Origin of the sequence: Corynebacterium sp. UMB2355A (assembly GCF_033877495.1) — a bacterium.
Classification (GTDB): Bacteria; Actinomycetota; Actinomycetes; order Mycobacteriales; family Mycobacteriaceae; genus Corynebacterium; species Corynebacterium pseudogenitalium.
On the sequence record NZ_CP138855.1, the window covers coordinates 2,068,888 to 2,083,351 of the forward strand.

A 14,464-nucleotide genomic window follows, 5' to 3' on the forward strand; every position below is an offset into this window, starting at 1 on the left:
CTTATCGCTCCTCGCGGAATTCGACGTGCTTGCGAACAACCGGATCGTACTTCTTCAGGGAGATGCGATCTGGGTTGTTGCGCTTGTTCTTACGGGTTACATAGGTGAAACCTGTGCCCGCAGTGCTCTTCAGCTTGATGATCGGGCGAATATCGTTGCGTGCCATTAGATCTTCTCACCTCGTGCACGGATCTTAGCTACGACGGACTCAATTCCGTCGCGGTCGATGACCTTCAGACCCTTCGTGGAAACGGTCAGGGTGATGGTACGGCCCTCGGAGGGCAGGTAGAACCGGCGCTTCTGTACGTTGGGGTTCCAACGACGCGAGTGGCGGCGGTGCGAGTGGGAGACGGTCTTGCCGAACTGTGGCTTCCGTCCCGTGACCTGGCAATGTGCCGACATGGGTTGACTTCTTTCTCTTCTGCCGCCCACGCACTGATCACTGAAAAGTTAGATACGAAAATGCGGAGTGAGGGTCCGCGACAAAGTATCTGAGTAATCGGTTGACGTAGGCGTATACGTGTACTTCGACAACAGCGAGAGTCAACAATACACGTCCAGCAAGGAAATGCATAATTCTATTTCGCACACCTACCGGTTGTTTGTCGGTGGCGTTGGCGGAACTTGATTATGTAAAACCGGATTCACCCTGTAATATGTGCAAAGTTGTCCAGTGAACAGCTGGGCGGACATGAATCATTCGCACCCAACTCAGGCACGATCCCCAAACGGGGAACCGACCTGAAGTATCAATCCTGAGGGAGACGAACTCACATATGAAGAAGGATATCCATCCGGATTACCACCCGGTAATCTTCCAGGACGCGAACACGGGCCACAAGTTCCTGACGCGCTCCACCAAGACCTCCGACCGCACCGATACCTGGGAAGACGGCAACGAGTACCCGCTCATCGTCGTTGATGTGACCGCTGAGTCCCACCCGTTCTGGACCGGCGCACAGCGTCTCATGGACACCGCTGGCCGCGTTGAGAAGTTCAACCAGCGCTTCGGCGGTATGGCTCGCCGCAAGAAGAAGACCGCAAAATAGGGCGTAAGGAGAAACAACAATGGCAACCCCTAAGTTTAAGAAGTCCCGCGCGAACACCCGTATGCGTCGTTCGCAGTGGAAGGCTGACAATGCGCCGCTGATCACCGCGAAGGTTGACGGCCAGGAAGTACGTATCCCACGTCGCCTGCTCAAGGCTGCACAGGCTGGCTTGATTGACGTCGAGCAGTTCTAAAAGCGCCTTACTATAAGCGTTCGCCGGGCCCAACGGGCCCGGCTTTTTCATGTATCTGACAGTCCGGTGTTAAAAGTCTCTCAGATAGGCAATAATAGGCGTATGAAGATTCTTGTTGCCGATGATGAGCAAGCCGTTCGTGAATCCCTGCGGCGTTCCCTTCGCTTCAACGGGTATGATGTGCTGCTTGCTTCTGACGGCGAGGAGGCGCTCGATGTCATCCGTGACGAACAGCCCGATCTGACGATTCTTGACGTGATGATGCCGAAGATCGATGGGCTCGACGTGTGCCGCACATTGCGCTCCTCGGGATATGACCGTCCTGTGTTGATGCTGACAGCGCGAGATGGTGTCGCGGACCGTGTGGCGGGCTTGGATGCCGGCGCCGATGACTACCTGCCGAAGCCTTTCGCGCTTGAGGAGCTGTTGGCACGCGTACGCTCGCTGCTGCGCCGCGCTCAGGCTGACGCTATCCAGTCGCAGTCTGCTCCGAAAACAAAGTACGAGTTTGAGGACTTGTCTGTAGAGACCGATACCCGCGACGTCTTCCGTGGCGACCGCGCTATTTCCTTGACCCGTACCGAGTTTGCGCTCCTTCTCGTTTTGATCGAGAACCCGCGCAAGGTGCTGTCGCGCCAGCAGATTCTTGAAGAGGTGTGGGGATACGACTTCCCGACGTCCGGCAACGCCTTGGAGGTCTACATCGGGTACCTCCGTAAGAAGACTGAGGCGGGCGGGGAGCCTCGCCTGATCCATACGGTCCGTGGGGTTGGCTACGTGCTTCGGGAGACCGCACTGTGATTTTGCGCCAGTCGGCGGATCACTTTGAGCGCACTACGGGCATGTCCCTTGACGGGGCGGATCGCCAAGTGTCGGCAGCCGAGCAAGATCAGGAACCCCCGCGTCCGAACCTGCCGACGATCCTGTTCGATACCTATATTCGTGGTGCGTACCTCGGGTCGGAGATGACGCTTCGCCAGCAGCTTGCGGTGCTGACAGGCGTGCTCGTGGCCCTTACGATTTTGGTCACGGCATCAGTGAGTTACTGGGCGTCGTCGACGTCGATTATCGGCATGATGGACAACGATCTACGCACACAGGGCGCGATGCTCGCGTACGACTCGCAGGAAATGTCCAGCGATGAGGAACTGGCGGCTGAGGTCGAGACTTTTCGACGCCGCAACCCTCACATCCTCGCCACGGCTTCACGCGCGGAGTCGAACCGATTCGTGGGAGATGAAATTCCCGTGGGTGGGGACTTTGCGCGAATGAACTACGGAGCGGACGTCTCCGCACGCACCCTGCACGGTAACCGTGTGTTGGTTACAAGGCTGGATGATGGGACAGTCGTGGCCCTGTCGAAGGCGGTCGACCCGACGCGTCAGCTGCAGCGCAGTATTGCCGCGGCGCTGTTGGTGCTGCTCAGCTTGGGCTGGATAGTGTCGACGCTGGTGGCGTTCCTGGTTTCGAGTTCCGGTATGCGCCCGCTGCGTAAATTGCACCTTGCGCTAAAGGAAGTAACCAGGACGAAGGAGCTGAAGCCGCTTCCGGTGCAGGGCCATGATGAGATGGCGCGTATTACGAACGCGTTTAATGACATGATGGCTTCGCTGCAGGATTCGCGCACCAGGCAGGCACAGCTTGTTGCCGACGCCGGCCACGAGCTGAAAACGCCGCTGACTTCCATGCGCACCAACATTGAGCTGCTCATGATGATGTACTCCGCTGATCGGCAGGATCAGATTAGTGCGGAGGACCGCGCCGATCTTGAGCGGGATGTGCTGGCGCAGATGACAGAAATGTCGACGCTTATCGGAGACCTGGTGGATCTCGCGCGGGAGGATTCCTCGAACGTTGAGTTTGAGGAGATCCGCCTGGATGTGATCCTGGAGGAGGCTGTGCGGCGTGTTGAGCGTCGTCGGCCTGACGTTACGTTCCAGTTCAACGCTGACCCGTGGCTGATTATGGGTGATCGGTTCGCGATGGGCCGCGCTCCGCTCAACCTGATCGACAACGCGGCCAAGTGGTCGCCAGAAGGCGGAACGGTAAGGATTTCGTTGAAGGCAGCGAAGAAGTACGCAGTGTTGGTTGTCGACGATTCCGGCCCGGGCATTGCTCCGGAGGAGCGTGAGCGGGTTTTTGAGCGCTTCTACCGTTCGGCGGAGTCGCGTTCGATGCCTGGTTCGGGCTTGGGGCTTGCAATCGTCAAGCAGGTGATGGACCGGCATGGTGCCCGGATCTTCGTGGAGGAGTCGGATGACCACGGGGCGCGCTTCCGTGTGGTCTTCCCGGGGAAGGCTCCGGATGCTGATGAGGATTTTTATCTGGAAGAAGAAGGCATCGAAATTCCGCGATTGCCGAACAAATCCCAGCTCAGCTAACACAGTGAACATTCAGGAAACATTGCGAGAGAACGAGTTTACTTTTTAGTGCTACCACAGTGGCGTCGTGCATACTACTGCACATGACGAACCCGTATTCACCACAATCAAATACGCCACAACAAAACCCGTACGAGGCCTCCTATCCACAGGAGGCCTCCCCGGAAACCGCATTCGTGCAGTCTGCACCGCAGCAAAAGCAGCGGCGTGGGCTGGGTGCGGCTACAGTGGCGTGCTCCGTAGTGCTTTCGCTGTTGGCCGGCGCCGGCGCCGGGTACGCAGTCGTCGCTGCGAACGATAACGGCGAACAGCAGCACTACAACGCACTTGAGAACCCGAGCCTCGCATCGCCAGAGACTGCGCCTGATGGCTCCGTTGAGCAGGTTGCGGCCGCAGTGCTGCCTTCGGTTGTATCCATCACTGTGGCGACGCCGAATGGTATCGCGGAAGGGTCGGGGTCGATTATTTCCTCCGACGGCTACATTTTGACGAACCACCACGTGATTGGCGCTGCGGCGACCGAACGGTCCGAGATTCAGGTGGTGTTCAACGACGGCTCGAAGCACTCGGCTACGTTTGTAGCGTCGGACGTCAACACTGATATTGGCGTGCTGAAGGTTGATGGCGTCGAAAATCTCCCTGTGCTTGACTTCGGCAACTCGGACGAGCTGAAGGTTGGCCAGCAGGTTGTCGCAGTTGGTTCTCCACTTGGGCTCTCGGCGACGGTAACCAGTGGCATCATCTCGGCGAAGAACCGCCCGGTGCGTGCGGCCCAGGGCGGTGGGGAGAGCTCGTTGATGGACGGGCTGCAGACAGACGCTGCGATTAACCCTGGTAACTCGGGTGGTCCGCTCGTGGATATGCAGGGGCACCTGATCGGGATGAACTCGGCTATTGCTTCGCTCTCGGCGGGCGGCTTTGGTGGCGAGCAGTCGTCGGGCTCGATTGGTCTCGGGTTCGCGATTCCGTCGAATTTTGCCAAGCGTGTCGCGCAGCAGCTCATTGAAACCGGCAAGGCGTCGCAGCCGATGTTGGGCGTCCGCGTTTCGATTCGCGGCACTCGTATCGACGGCGCCGTGGTCGCCGGAGTTGAGCCTGGTAGTCCAGCAGAAAAGGCCGGTATCCGAGAAGGTGATGTGATTACCAAGCTGGACGGTCGGCTGATTGATTCAGCGGATGCGTTGATTGCGGCGACGCGGTCGAAGGACTTCGGGCAGGTTGTTCAGCTTGAAGTCTTGCGGGAGGGAGAAGAAGCTCCTCATTCCGTAGATGTAACCCTGAGCAACGGGTAAGTTTTGAAGCAAACAATGAAAATGAAACTGTGCGATTTCGCAACGACACGACAGGAGACCTGGCATGCCAACGACAGAAGTATTGCTTGACACGGTTGGGGAGCCCGACGAAGCATCGCTGAAGGCCGCAGAGCTCGCCGAGCAGACTCCGACGCCTCCTGCGGCCATCGCAGTGCTGGTTGGGGACCGCCGATACAGCTCAGAAGGGGATACCACGGGTGACATGCTCGTCGAGTTGCTCAGCGAGTTCGGGTTTACCGTTGACGCGGTGGTGCACGTCAATTCGAGCGAGGCGGAGATCCGCAAAGCGATCGAAACCGGTGTCGTTGGTGGGGTTGACCTGGTGCTGACCGTCGGTGGCACTGGCGTCGGGCCACGTGATACGGCGCCAGAGGCGACGAAGGCCGTGATCGACAAGAACGTGCCCGGTGTAGCGCAGGCGGTTCGTTCGTCGGGCCAGGCGTGTGGAGCGGTGGATGCCTGCACGTCGCGCGGTGTGTGTGGCGTCTCTGGTTCGACCGTCGTGGTAAACCTCGCCGCAAGCCGCCAAGCGATACGCGACGGCGTATCGACGATCGCACCACTAGTCCAGCACCTGATCGGCGAGCTGAATACCTACTCCGTACAGGCGTAATCAGGAACGATGGCGAGCATGAAAAAGCCGCGCCACCAGCGGAGGCGCGTGGAGCGACGGTCGGAAGCAGAGTACGACCGTAGTCCTGAACGCACGCAACTATTTGGTGACGCGGCTTCTGGGCGGACGGGCTATGATGCCGGGCGCAGCGTCGATATCGACGGCGACGGCGAGCCAGAACTCACAGGCAAAGCCTTTTATGAGTACGAGCGACCACCCCATTACGGAGAATAGCAGTACTACTGCTGCGCGGGCTTCTCGGAGAGCAGGTCGCGGATTTCGGTGAGCAGCTCGGTCTCGGTCGGAGCCGGGGCGTCTGGCTGGATGCCGCGCTTATGCTTCTGCATCTCGTCGAGCTTGTTCATCGGAGCGACGATCACGAAGTAGACGACTGCCGCGATCAGCAGGAAGTTAATCGCTGCAGTGATCAGCGCGCCGAAGTCGAGGAAAGTTGCGTCGTTGCCGGAAATGATGTGGAAGCCAAGGCCGGAGTAATCAGCGCCACCGACGGAAGCGATCAGCGGGTTGATGATGTTGTCGGAGAAAGCGGTAACAACTGCGGTGAACGCAGCACCAATAACAACACCGACTGCGAGGTCAATAACGTTGCCGCGCAGAATAAAGTTCTTAAAGCCCTCAAGCATTAGGGTCTCCTTTGTAAGGTTTGGATTTGGACCTAAAAACTATAGGCAACAAACTATCGTGTGGTCAATACAACTGTTAACGGGTCCGTCAGTGATGCGGCCGCAACGTTGGCTGCATCGACACTGCGCAGCAGTACCAGGATTGACCCCTCCTCGTTCGTCGTGACCACCCTTCCGCCACGCGCAATAACTCGCGGGCCTGGCGCGACCACGTCTACGCCGGCGCCGTGATGCAGCATCGGGATGAGTTCCGGTTCCGCGAGCGTGACCGGAACCATGGTGAAGTCGTGCGGGTCGTCATCGCTTTCGATCAGCGAAGCTTTAAGGTCCGGTCCGACAAGACGGGTGTTGGTAACTACTTCGTTCGCGGATGCACCAGCCGCGAGGACCTGTCCGACGGCGAGGTCTGTACTGCCCAAGGCGTTCGCGGGAACAACAGAGGGCGGCAGCCTGCGAAGCTCCACGTCCGCCGTGGTGAGCACTGTGCCGGCCTCAACGTCGCGGGCGAAGACAACAGCGGGTGGGTCGGCGGAGCGGGCGTCGAAAAGTATGCTTGCGCCTGCTACCAGCAGTAACACGACGGCGATCGTGCGGCGCACTGTGACGGTGCGGTGGTAGCCGGGCATGCGGAGGTCGCGAAGGAATGAGGCGGGCTTCATGCGTCTTTAGACGCGGGTGTGGCCTGGAAGGTTCCCTAGAGTTGGAAAAATCCGCGGTCTGTCACGATTGCATCGACGGGCACATCGTGAGGTTGCGCTGGCAGCGTGTCGACGACTTCTTCGTCAAACACCACCGCAACAATAGGGATGCGGTGGTCGCGGACCTGCTCAAGCGCTCGGTCGTAATAGCCGGCGCCCTTACCCAAACGTTGCCCGCGGCGGTCCACGGCGAGCGCCGGGATCACCAGCGCAGCGCAACCTTTGAGCACTTCGCTGGAGAACCGGGAACCGACTGGCTCCGCGATGCCAAGCGCGCCCGGCTGCTGTTCTTCGGTGCACGCGGCCCATTGCAGCACACCGCCAGGAAGCGAAATCGGCAGCCACACCGTTCTTGCGTGTTGGGCGAGCTGCAGCGGGTAGTCAGCGGCAGCGGGTTCCGTGCGCAGCGGGTGGTAGGCGCTGATTTCACTGCCCACGGCGCCGAAGTGATCGAGAGCCTCGAGCGTGTGCTGGAGAATGCTGGCGTCGCGTTGACGCTTTTCGTCGGGTTTGCTGGCGAGGTGGCGTCGAAAAGTAGTGTGTGCTTCGCGGATAGTTTGCTTGGTGTGCAAGTGGGGGAGCCTCCTCACGAGTCGGAAACGGTAGTCGGGCCATACAGAGGTAAAGTAGATCTTTATGCGGAAGTCTAATGAAGAAACCTCCCAGCAGCCTGCGTCGCGTGGCGTGAAGACCGTCGTGGTGCCGGCAGCTGGCATGGGTACACGGTTTTTGCCAGCTACGAAGACTGTTCCTAAGGAACTCCTGCCCGTGGTGGATACACCCGGTATCGAGCTGATTGCCGAGGAAGCGGCAGAGCTCGGCGCTCGCCGATTGGTGATCGTGACAGCTCCGGCAAAAGAAGAAATCATGCGCCACTTCGGCGAGTTCGAACTGCTGCGCGAGACCCTCGCGGCGCGCGGGAAAGACGACCAAGTGAAGAAGGTCGCCCGCGCCGCGGACCTTATTAATGCAGTCGCCGTGACGCAGGAGAAGCCGTTGGGCCTTGGCCACGCGGTGAGCTGCGCGGAATCTGCCCTCGACGAAAACGAGGACGTTGTCGCCGTCATGCTGCCAGATGACCTTGTGCTTCCCACCGGCGTGATGGAGAAAATGGTGCGCACCCGCGAGAAGCTCGGCGGCTCCGTGCTGTGTGCGTTCAACGTGACGCCGGAGGAAGTCTTTAACTACGGCGTGTTTGATGTCGAAGACGTCGACGAGACTATTGAGGGCGTCGAGGTCAAGCGCGTGAAGGGCATGGTGGAAAAGCCGGCCGTGGAAGACGCGCCGTCGACGCTCGTGGCCACCGGACGCTACCTGCTTGACCGGGCAATTTTTGATGCGCTGCGTCGCATCACGCCGGGCAAGGGCGGGGAGCTGCAACTGACCGATGCGATCGAGCTGATGATCCAGGAAGGTCATCCAGTGCACATCGTGGTGCACCACGGCAAGCGCCACGATTTGGGCAACCCGGGCGGCTACATTCCCGCTAATGTGGACTTTGGTTTGCACGACCCGAAGTACGGACCTGCACTGTACACGGCACTCAAGCAGATCATGAACGACTTTGAGGCCGAACACCCCGAACTCACGGGTGATGAACAACGCTAACGAAGGCGTAGAAAGAGGCGTGGCTGATGCGCGGTGTTGATGAGCAGCTTGCCATAATTGGCGACGCAATCCGGACCCCCGAGCCGATCCGAGTGGGGATCGACGACGCGCTGGGGCTGATGTGCGCCGAGGAAGTCGTAGCGACACGCGCGCTGCCCGGTTTTTCGCAAGCAGCCATCGACGGCTACGCCGTCCGCGCGGTCGACGTCGGAGGATCCGCAGGCCTGCGGGTGAAGCCGCGCCAGGCGGAAGAAGACGGCGAGCCGGAGCGCGATTCGCGCCCACGCACCAACGCCGATCGTGCTCTACCCGTGGTGGGGGAGGTTCCCGCCGGTTCCCAGAAGCCGTTGCGCCTGCAGCCACGCCAAGCGGTGCGGGTTGCAACAGGTGCCCCGCTTCCCACACTTGCCGACGCCGTGTTGCCACTGGAATGGAGCGACCGGGGCACCAAGCGGGTTACGCCGCAACGCCCAGTTGCAAGTGGCGAGTTCGTACGTAAGCCGGGGGCTGATATCCAGCCAGGCGACATCGCAGTGCGCCCCCGCACGGTCCTCGGACCTGCACAAATTGGGCTGCTAGCCGCTGCTGGGCGCACAAAAGTACTGGTGTATCCCCGGCCGAGAGTCACCGTGCTGAGTTTCGGCATGGAACTCGTTGACATCGAACGAGAGCCAGGCTTGGGCCAAGTTATCGACGTCGCCTCCTACGTCGTTTCTGCTGCCGCCGAGGAAGCGGGTGCAGATGTACACCGTGTCGGCATCATGAACGCTGAGCCGCGGAAGATGCGGGAAACCCTGGCTGGCTACATTGGGCGCAGCGAGATGATCGTGATCACCGGCGCTGTTGGTGGTTCAGGCGCGCAGACACTCCAAGAAGTGCTGCATGACCTCGGGGAAATCGACACCACTCGAGTGGCCATGCACCCCGGGTCCGTCCAGGGTTTCGGCACGCTGGGTGAGGAACATGTGCCGGTCTTCCTGCTGCCGTCCAATCCGACGGCCGCGCTCGTGATCGCCGAAACCATCGTGCGACCGGCAATCCGCCAAGCGCTGGGCAAGCAGTCTTGGCAGCGCCCGGTGGTTCGCGCACGCTCGATGCGGGCAATTACCTCGCAGCCGGGGCGGCGTGGTTACATCCGTGCACGCCTCATGCGAGACACGGAGACCGGCGACTACTTAGTCGAAGGCCTCGGCGGTGCCGGTGGCGAAACCTCCCACCTCTTCGCAGGCTTCGCGGAAGCCAACGCCATGATTCGCCTGCCGGAGTCCACCGCGGAGATCCGCCCAGGCGACGTGGTGGACGTCGAATTCCTCCAGCAGCGGGGATAGACGTTGGGCCTGCTGCGAAGGATTGAAACTTGGCTGCACGGACCCACACCTGGTTGGCCCGAACGCACTCCGTTCGTGAGACTTCCTAGCGGGGAAACCGTCACGCTGCGGCCCCTACGCTTGCAGGATGGCGGGGAATGGTGCCGTACCCGCCTGCTTGACCAGCAGTGGTTGCAGCCGGTAGAACCAACGATCCATTCCACATGGGAAGCTGCTCACACCAAGAGCGCTTGGGCGGGGCAGTGGACGATGCTCAAAGAAATGGCTGCAGATGGCACCGTCGTACCGATGGTGATAGAGGTCGACGGCCACTTTGCCGGCCAACTGACCCTCGGCGGTATTCAGCGCGGAACCGTCGACGAGTGCTGGATCGGCTACTGGGTGCACAGCCAGTATCAAGGGCGCGGCGTCGCGACGGCCGCGTGCGCCTTGGGCGTTGACCACGCCTTTGCGCGGGTGGGCCTGCACCGCGTGACTGCGACGTACCTTCCAGACAACCCGGCCAGCGGCCACGTCCTGCAGACCGTGGGTTTCCGCGAAGAAGGATTCATGCGGGGAAACATTCATATCGACGGCCGCTGGCGTGACCACTACTTCGTCGCAATGACCGAAGATGACTACCCGACCACGGCTGTAGACAGGCTGCGGCGTTCCGGCCGAATTCGATGACGCGGCCCCGGCGTGGCTCGGGCCGGAAGAGCGGATTGCTCGCTACCGTTAAAGGTCAGTTTCGAGGGTAGTTTTAGGAAGGTGGCTTCGCTGTATGGGTAGCCCGAGCTTGATCATTATCTTGATGATCGTCGTGTGGGTCATCGTGCTGGCACCACTCGTATTTGGCAACAACAAACCAATTCGCCGCTCCGGCGAAGGGTACGACGAGACGAGGGTCCTGCACACCGGTGGTACGGAACCCATGGAGGTTCGTCGCCGCCCACGCGTGACCGCTGCGGACGTGCACCTGCACGACGAGGACGCTGCGGACGTGGAACTCGTCGAAGCCGTCGAACACGAGCCAGCTGCCAGCGAAGTGCTCATCGACGACAGTGCGGTCATCCGAAACTTCTTCTCGAAGAACCAGGAAGACGCTGGCTCCGAAGAAGATGCCGACTCAAACGTTATTGAGGGAGAGGTCATCGAAGCGGAGCCAGTCGAGGATGCGGCAGTTGAAGCGGAGTCCGCTGAGGCTGAGACTGAGTCCGCCGATGAAGTGGATGAGGCTTCAGACGATTCTTCAGACGACGCCGATGCGGTAGCACTCGAGACTGCGGAGGATCCGGAGGCCTCTGTAGCAGAAGCCGAAAGCATCCCCGACTCGTACTACTCCGCAGCGGACTTCGGATACGACACTGGCGTGACGGCAAAGATGGACGCCGAAGAGCTCACTGCCGAGGAACCTGAGGACGACCAGGACGCTCCAGATGAAGAGGTCGCAGTCACCGACGAAGATCTCGCGTTTGCAGAGGCCCGCCGCGGCCGTGGCGGCTGGGACCCAGACCGTGCACGCCGGGCACGCGAAGACCGCTTTATGCGCCGTCAGCGCACCTTCCTGGGCCTCGTCATCGCCTGTGTGGTCACGTTTGTGATTGCGTTCGTCGCAGGCGGCTGGACATGGATCCTGCCAGCAGCCTCCGTTGCCTTGACCGCCTGGTTCATGGTTGTGCTGCGCAGCGTCGTCCGTCAGGAGCGTGCGCTGCATCGCCGACGCATGCGCCAGCTGCGTCGCGCGCGCCTCGGCGTCGCCACTGCAGATTCGACGCACCCCAGGCAGGAGTGGCCGCGTCGATACGGAGAATCCGTAGCACTCGACCTTGACGACGCCCACCCCGACTTCACCGACCTCCCCGAAGCATCCTCCGCAATCTTCGAGGACCACAGGAATTCCCCCCACTACCCATACGGCGAGGATGACAACCGTGCCCCACGAGCGAGCTAAATCGCCTGGGTACCCGGACGATTTAGCATCAGCGGAGAAGAGGAGTAACGTTTTCTCCAGCGAGGGGCTATAGCTCAGTTGGTAGAGCGTCGCGTTCGCAATGCGAAGGTCAGGGGTTCGATTCCCCTTAGCTCCACAGTTCCGTAAAACCCCAGGTCGTTGGTGGCCTGGGGTTTTGTTGTGTTTGTGCTGGCACCAAATTCCGGGTTTTTCGGCAAGCGGGCTGGCAAAAGCCCAGGTCGCATGATTGGGCTAATGGATTGCGGTGCCCAGCCAACGTTCAGGAACGTTTAGAACAGAGCAACCAACGTCGCTAGAGTGCTACAGGAGTGCTACGCGCAAGACAGTCGAAGAAAAGGAGAACCTCGTGGCTACAGAACGGATCCGCCGAGCAGTACTGGTGGTTGCGCTGCTGAACTTGGCGTACTTCTTCGTTGAGTTTGTGGCGGCTGTTTCGATTGGGTCGGCGTCGTTGTTTGCGGATTCGGCGGACTTCCTGGAGGACACGGCGATTAACTTCCTGGTGTTCTTCGCGGTCGCTTGGTCTGCATCGCGGCGTCGTACGGCGGGTAGTGTGTTGGCGGCGTTGATTCTGATTCCGGCGGTCGCGGCGGTGGTGACCGTTGTTGCGAAGGTGCTGGACCCGGAGCCGCCATCGCCGGAGGGCCTTACGGGGGTCGCGGTTGGTGCGCTCGTGGTGAATGTCGTGTGCGCGGTGATTCTGCTGAGGCTACGGGACCAGGGGTCGTCGTTGGCGACGGGGGCGTGGCTGGCAGCGCGCAACGACGCACTGGCGAACCTGCTCATCATTGCGGCCGGGTTACTGACGTTCGTGTGGTCCACCGCTTGGTTCGACATCATCGTTGGCGCCATCATCGCAGCGGTGAACTTCTCAGCTGCGAAGGAAGTCTGGGAGGCGTCCCGCGAGGAGTACGACTCAGTGGAGGAAGCCTTCGCAGAGATGGATGACGACTAGCTCCACACCCCGGAGGCTCCTCGCCGGTGCGTGCCGATCAGATTCGTGTCGATGATGCCGGTCGATTCCATGAGCGCGTACATCGTGACGGGGCCGACGAAGGTGAAGCCACGCTTCTTCAGGTCCCGCGCGAGGCGGCGTGACTCCTCAGACTGGGTTGGAACCTCCTCCATCGTGCGGGGTGTAGGTGTGGTTTCTGGCTGGTAGGACCAGATAAAGGTTGCAAGATCCGTGCCGGATTCGCGCAACTCGCGGGTGGCGGACGCGTTGGTGAGCACCGCCTGGAGTTTGCGCCGGTTGCGGATCAGGGAGGCGTCGTCAAGAAGATGTTCGATTGAGTCCATCCGTGCGAGGGCGTCGGGGTCGAATCCGTGGAAGGCTTCGCGTAGGGCGTCGCGCTTTTGCAGAATGAGCTTCCACGACAATCCGACTTGGAACCCCTCGAGGCAGAGGCGCTCGAACATTCCGGCCTCGTCGCGGATGGGCATGCCCCATTCGGTGTCGTAGTAGTGGCGCAGGAGCGGATCGTGTGCGGCCCAGGGTGGGCGGCTGAGTCCGTCGTCGCCGGTGATTGGGAATTGTTGCTTCGTTTCTTTATCCATACGTAGTTTGACGTTTTTCTGTCTAGTTCGGTTCCTTGAGTACTCTAGTGTGCATGAACAGGCCAGCAGTTCGAGATTTTGCGCTCTTAGTCATCCGCGCGGTGCTCGGGATCGTGTTTGTTGCGCGTGGGTACCAGCGCTGGTTTGAGCTGGGAATGCGGCGCACTGCGGAGGACTTTGCGGCGATTGGGGTGCCTCAGCCGACGCTGTCGGCGTATCTGGCGGGATTCGTTGAGCTGGTTGGGGGTGCGTTCCTCGTCATTGGTCTGCTGACTACGATCGTCGCGTCGGTACTTGCATTGTTGGCGGTGGCGGCAACCTACTTCGTGCATTTGAGCAACGGTTTCTTCATTGCCGATGGCGGTATTGAATACACGATGGTGCTCGCCGCGGCGTTGTTCGTGGTCATCGTGTTCGGGCCGGGGCGCGCAAGCTTGGACGGGGTGCTCACACGTGATTAGCCATGACGAGATTCAGGCCTGCCTGTCCGCGCGGCTCGACGGGGAGCAACCATCGCTTGACGACGCCATCGTGGACGCCCACCTGGCGCAGTGCGAGGAGTGCGCCGCGTTTTGGGAGCAGGCGCTTTCCTTGTCGCAGACGGTGCGCTTTGCAGAGGTTGACGGCAATGTGGCTCCTCCGAGCGACCTCGCTGACGCGATCCTCGCTGGGGTCAACGACCCGTGGCACGCGATGATGCAGCGCCGACAAGTCAACGTGATGATTGGCAGAGCCGCGCTGTGTGCGATCGCGGTGTGCTGGATTGTGTGGGCCATCGTTGGGGTCGTCGGTGTGGGCGAGGCGTTGGCGCAGACTCCTGAGGTCGCCGCAGCCACGCTGATGGGGGTTGCGGTCCGCTTCGGCGTGGGCCTGTCGTTGGGGCTCGCGTCCTGGAAGCCTGCCCAGATCCCCGGCATTGTGCTGATCGTGGGGACGATGTTCACGTTTACCCTTGGGTTTGCGGTGCTTGATGCTGTGCAGCGTATCGGAGCAGTGGCACCGATGACGGTCATCGCTCCGGGAATCGCGTTGTTGGCGCTCGCCTGGACGTGGATCGCGGACAAAGGCGTGGCCATGCGCCGCGCGTGGCACTTGCTCAACGCAGACCCGACCGGCCTCTAGCGAA

At 60.7% G+C, this 14,464-nt stretch carries 20 protein-coding genes and 1 tRNA gene; 15 read left to right on the plus strand and 6 right to left on the minus strand.

Features of this window, described 5'->3' with window-relative positions; all coding sequences use genetic code 11:
• Position 1 precedes the first annotated feature (1 nt).
• Both rpmG and rpmB read right to left on the minus strand, forming a co-directional pair.
• Positions 2–166, minus strand: a complete 165-nt coding sequence (gene rpmG, locus R0V12_RS09810) for a 50S ribosomal protein L33 (RefSeq protein WP_070362828.1) — start codon at positions 164–166, stop codon at positions 2–4.
• Positions 166–402, minus strand: a complete 237-nt coding sequence (gene rpmB / locus R0V12_RS09815) for a 50S ribosomal protein L28 (protein WP_070362827.1) — start codon at positions 400–402, stop codon at positions 166–168. The genes rpmG and rpmB overlap by 1 nt, the downstream gene beginning before the upstream one ends.
• A 374-nt stretch (positions 403–776) precedes the next feature.
• Here rpmB and R0V12_RS09820 point away from each other — a divergent pair, with 374 nt between their 5' ends.
• The 7 genes from R0V12_RS09820 (at position 777) to R0V12_RS09850 (ending at position 5,783) form a co-directional block, all read left to right on the plus strand.
• Positions 777–1,049, plus strand: coding sequence for a type B 50S ribosomal protein L31 (locus R0V12_RS09820; protein WP_038589209.1), 273 nt, complete (start codon positions 777–779; stop codon positions 1,047–1,049).
• A gap of 19 nt (positions 1,050–1,068) precedes the next feature.
• On the plus strand, positions 1,069–1,242 hold the full coding sequence (gene rpmF, locus R0V12_RS09825; RefSeq protein ID WP_070362826.1) for a 50S ribosomal protein L32: 174 nt from the start codon (positions 1,069–1,071) through the stop codon (positions 1,240–1,242).
• A gap of 102 nt (positions 1,243–1,344) precedes the next feature.
• Positions 1,345–2,043, plus strand: coding sequence for a response regulator transcription factor (locus tag R0V12_RS09830; protein WP_070362825.1), 699 nt, complete (start codon positions 1,345–1,347; stop codon positions 2,041–2,043).
• Positions 2,040–3,623: a HAMP domain-containing sensor histidine kinase gene (locus R0V12_RS09835; RefSeq protein WP_320072566.1), complete on the plus strand. Its 1,584-nt coding sequence runs from the start codon at positions 2,040–2,042 to the stop codon at positions 3,621–3,623. The genes R0V12_RS09830 and R0V12_RS09835 overlap by 4 nt, the downstream gene beginning before the upstream one ends.
• An 83-nt stretch (positions 3,624–3,706) precedes the next feature.
• Complete coding sequence (locus R0V12_RS09840) at positions 3,707–4,915, plus strand: S1C family serine protease (protein ID WP_083290956.1); 1,209 nt, start codon at positions 3,707–3,709, stop codon at positions 4,913–4,915.
• Positions 4,916–4,979: 64 nt separating this feature from the next.
• Positions 4,980–5,549, plus strand: coding sequence for a MogA/MoaB family molybdenum cofactor biosynthesis protein (locus R0V12_RS09845; protein ID WP_070362823.1), 570 nt, complete (start codon positions 4,980–4,982; stop codon positions 5,547–5,549).
• A gap of 48 nt (positions 5,550–5,597) precedes the next feature.
• Positions 5,598–5,783 (plus strand): hypothetical protein, encoded by a 186-nt coding sequence (locus R0V12_RS09850; protein WP_141742264.1) that lies wholly within the window; start codon positions 5,598–5,600, stop codon positions 5,781–5,783.
• Positions 5,784–5,788: 5 nt separating this feature from the next.
• On the opposite strand, the gene mscL is transcribed toward R0V12_RS09850, so the two are convergent.
• From mscL to R0V12_RS09865, 3 genes are read right to left on the minus strand one after another with little or no spacing between them, the layout of a single operon-like run.
• On the minus strand, positions 5,789–6,193 hold the full coding sequence (mscL, locus tag R0V12_RS09855) for a large-conductance mechanosensitive channel protein MscL (RefSeq protein ID WP_070362822.1): 405 nt from the start codon (positions 6,191–6,193) through the stop codon (positions 5,789–5,791).
• Positions 6,194–6,246: 53 nt separating this feature from the next.
• Positions 6,247–6,852, minus strand: a complete 606-nt coding sequence (locus R0V12_RS09860) for an SAF domain-containing protein (RefSeq protein ID WP_070362821.1) — start codon at positions 6,850–6,852, stop codon at positions 6,247–6,249.
• 35 nt (positions 6,853–6,887) lie between these two features.
• A complete protein-coding gene (locus R0V12_RS09865) occupies positions 6,888–7,463 on the minus strand; it encodes a 5-formyltetrahydrofolate cyclo-ligase (protein WP_070479252.1) in 576 nt (191 codons plus the stop codon).
• A 64-nt stretch (positions 7,464–7,527) separates the two neighbouring features.
• Here R0V12_RS09865 and R0V12_RS09870 point away from each other — a divergent pair, with 64 nt between their 5' ends.
• The 6 genes from R0V12_RS09870 to R0V12_RS09895 all read left to right on the plus strand — a co-directional run bounded on the left by R0V12_RS09870 (position 7,528) and on the right by R0V12_RS09895 (position 12,736).
• Positions 7,528–8,499: a UTP--glucose-1-phosphate uridylyltransferase gene (locus R0V12_RS09870; RefSeq protein WP_070362819.1), complete on the plus strand. Its 972-nt coding sequence runs from the start codon at positions 7,528–7,530 to the stop codon at positions 8,497–8,499.
• Between the two features lie 26 nt (positions 8,500–8,525).
• The gene (gene glp / locus R0V12_RS09875) at positions 8,526–9,827 is read left to right on the plus strand and encodes a molybdotransferase-like divisome protein Glp (RefSeq protein ID WP_070362818.1); all 1,302 of its coding nucleotides are present in this window, start codon (positions 8,526–8,528) and stop codon (positions 9,825–9,827) included.
• Between the two features lie 75 nt (positions 9,828–9,902).
• Positions 9,903–10,496, plus strand: coding sequence for a GNAT family N-acetyltransferase (locus R0V12_RS09880; protein ID WP_320072567.1), 594 nt, complete (start codon positions 9,903–9,905; stop codon positions 10,494–10,496).
• 94 nt (positions 10,497–10,590) lie between these two features.
• Complete coding sequence (sepX, locus tag R0V12_RS09885; RefSeq protein WP_320072568.1) at positions 10,591–11,760, plus strand: divisome protein SepX/GlpR; 1,170 nt, start codon at positions 10,591–10,593, stop codon at positions 11,758–11,760.
• Between the two features lie 63 nt (positions 11,761–11,823).
• Positions 11,824–11,896 (plus strand) — tRNA-Ala (locus R0V12_RS09890).
• A 231-nt stretch (positions 11,897–12,127) separates the two neighbouring features.
• Positions 12,128–12,736, plus strand: a complete 609-nt coding sequence (locus tag R0V12_RS09895; protein ID WP_256000366.1) for a cation efflux transmembrane domain-containing protein — start codon at positions 12,128–12,130, stop codon at positions 12,734–12,736.
• Here the strand turns inward: R0V12_RS09895 and R0V12_RS09900 are convergent.
• The gene (locus tag R0V12_RS09900) at positions 12,733–13,338 is read right to left on the minus strand and encodes a DNA-3-methyladenine glycosylase I (protein ID WP_256007885.1); all 606 of its coding nucleotides are present in this window, start codon (positions 13,336–13,338) and stop codon (positions 12,733–12,735) included. The genes R0V12_RS09895 and R0V12_RS09900 overlap by 4 nt on opposite strands.
• A 53-nt stretch (positions 13,339–13,391) precedes the next feature.
• On the opposite strand from R0V12_RS09900, the gene R0V12_RS09905 reads away from it, so the two are divergent.
• Both R0V12_RS09905 and R0V12_RS09910 read left to right on the plus strand, forming a co-directional pair.
• Positions 13,392–13,799 carry a DoxX family protein gene (locus R0V12_RS09905; RefSeq protein ID WP_070976133.1) on the plus strand — a complete coding sequence of 136 codons (408 nt, stop codon included), beginning with the start codon at positions 13,392–13,394 and terminating at the stop codon, positions 13,797–13,799.
• Entirely contained in the window at positions 13,792–14,460 is a 669-nt protein-coding gene (locus R0V12_RS09910) for a zf-HC2 domain-containing protein (RefSeq protein ID WP_070479267.1), read from the plus strand. The genes R0V12_RS09905 and R0V12_RS09910 overlap by 8 nt, the downstream gene beginning before the upstream one ends.
• Positions 14,461–14,464: the final 4 nt, after the last annotated feature.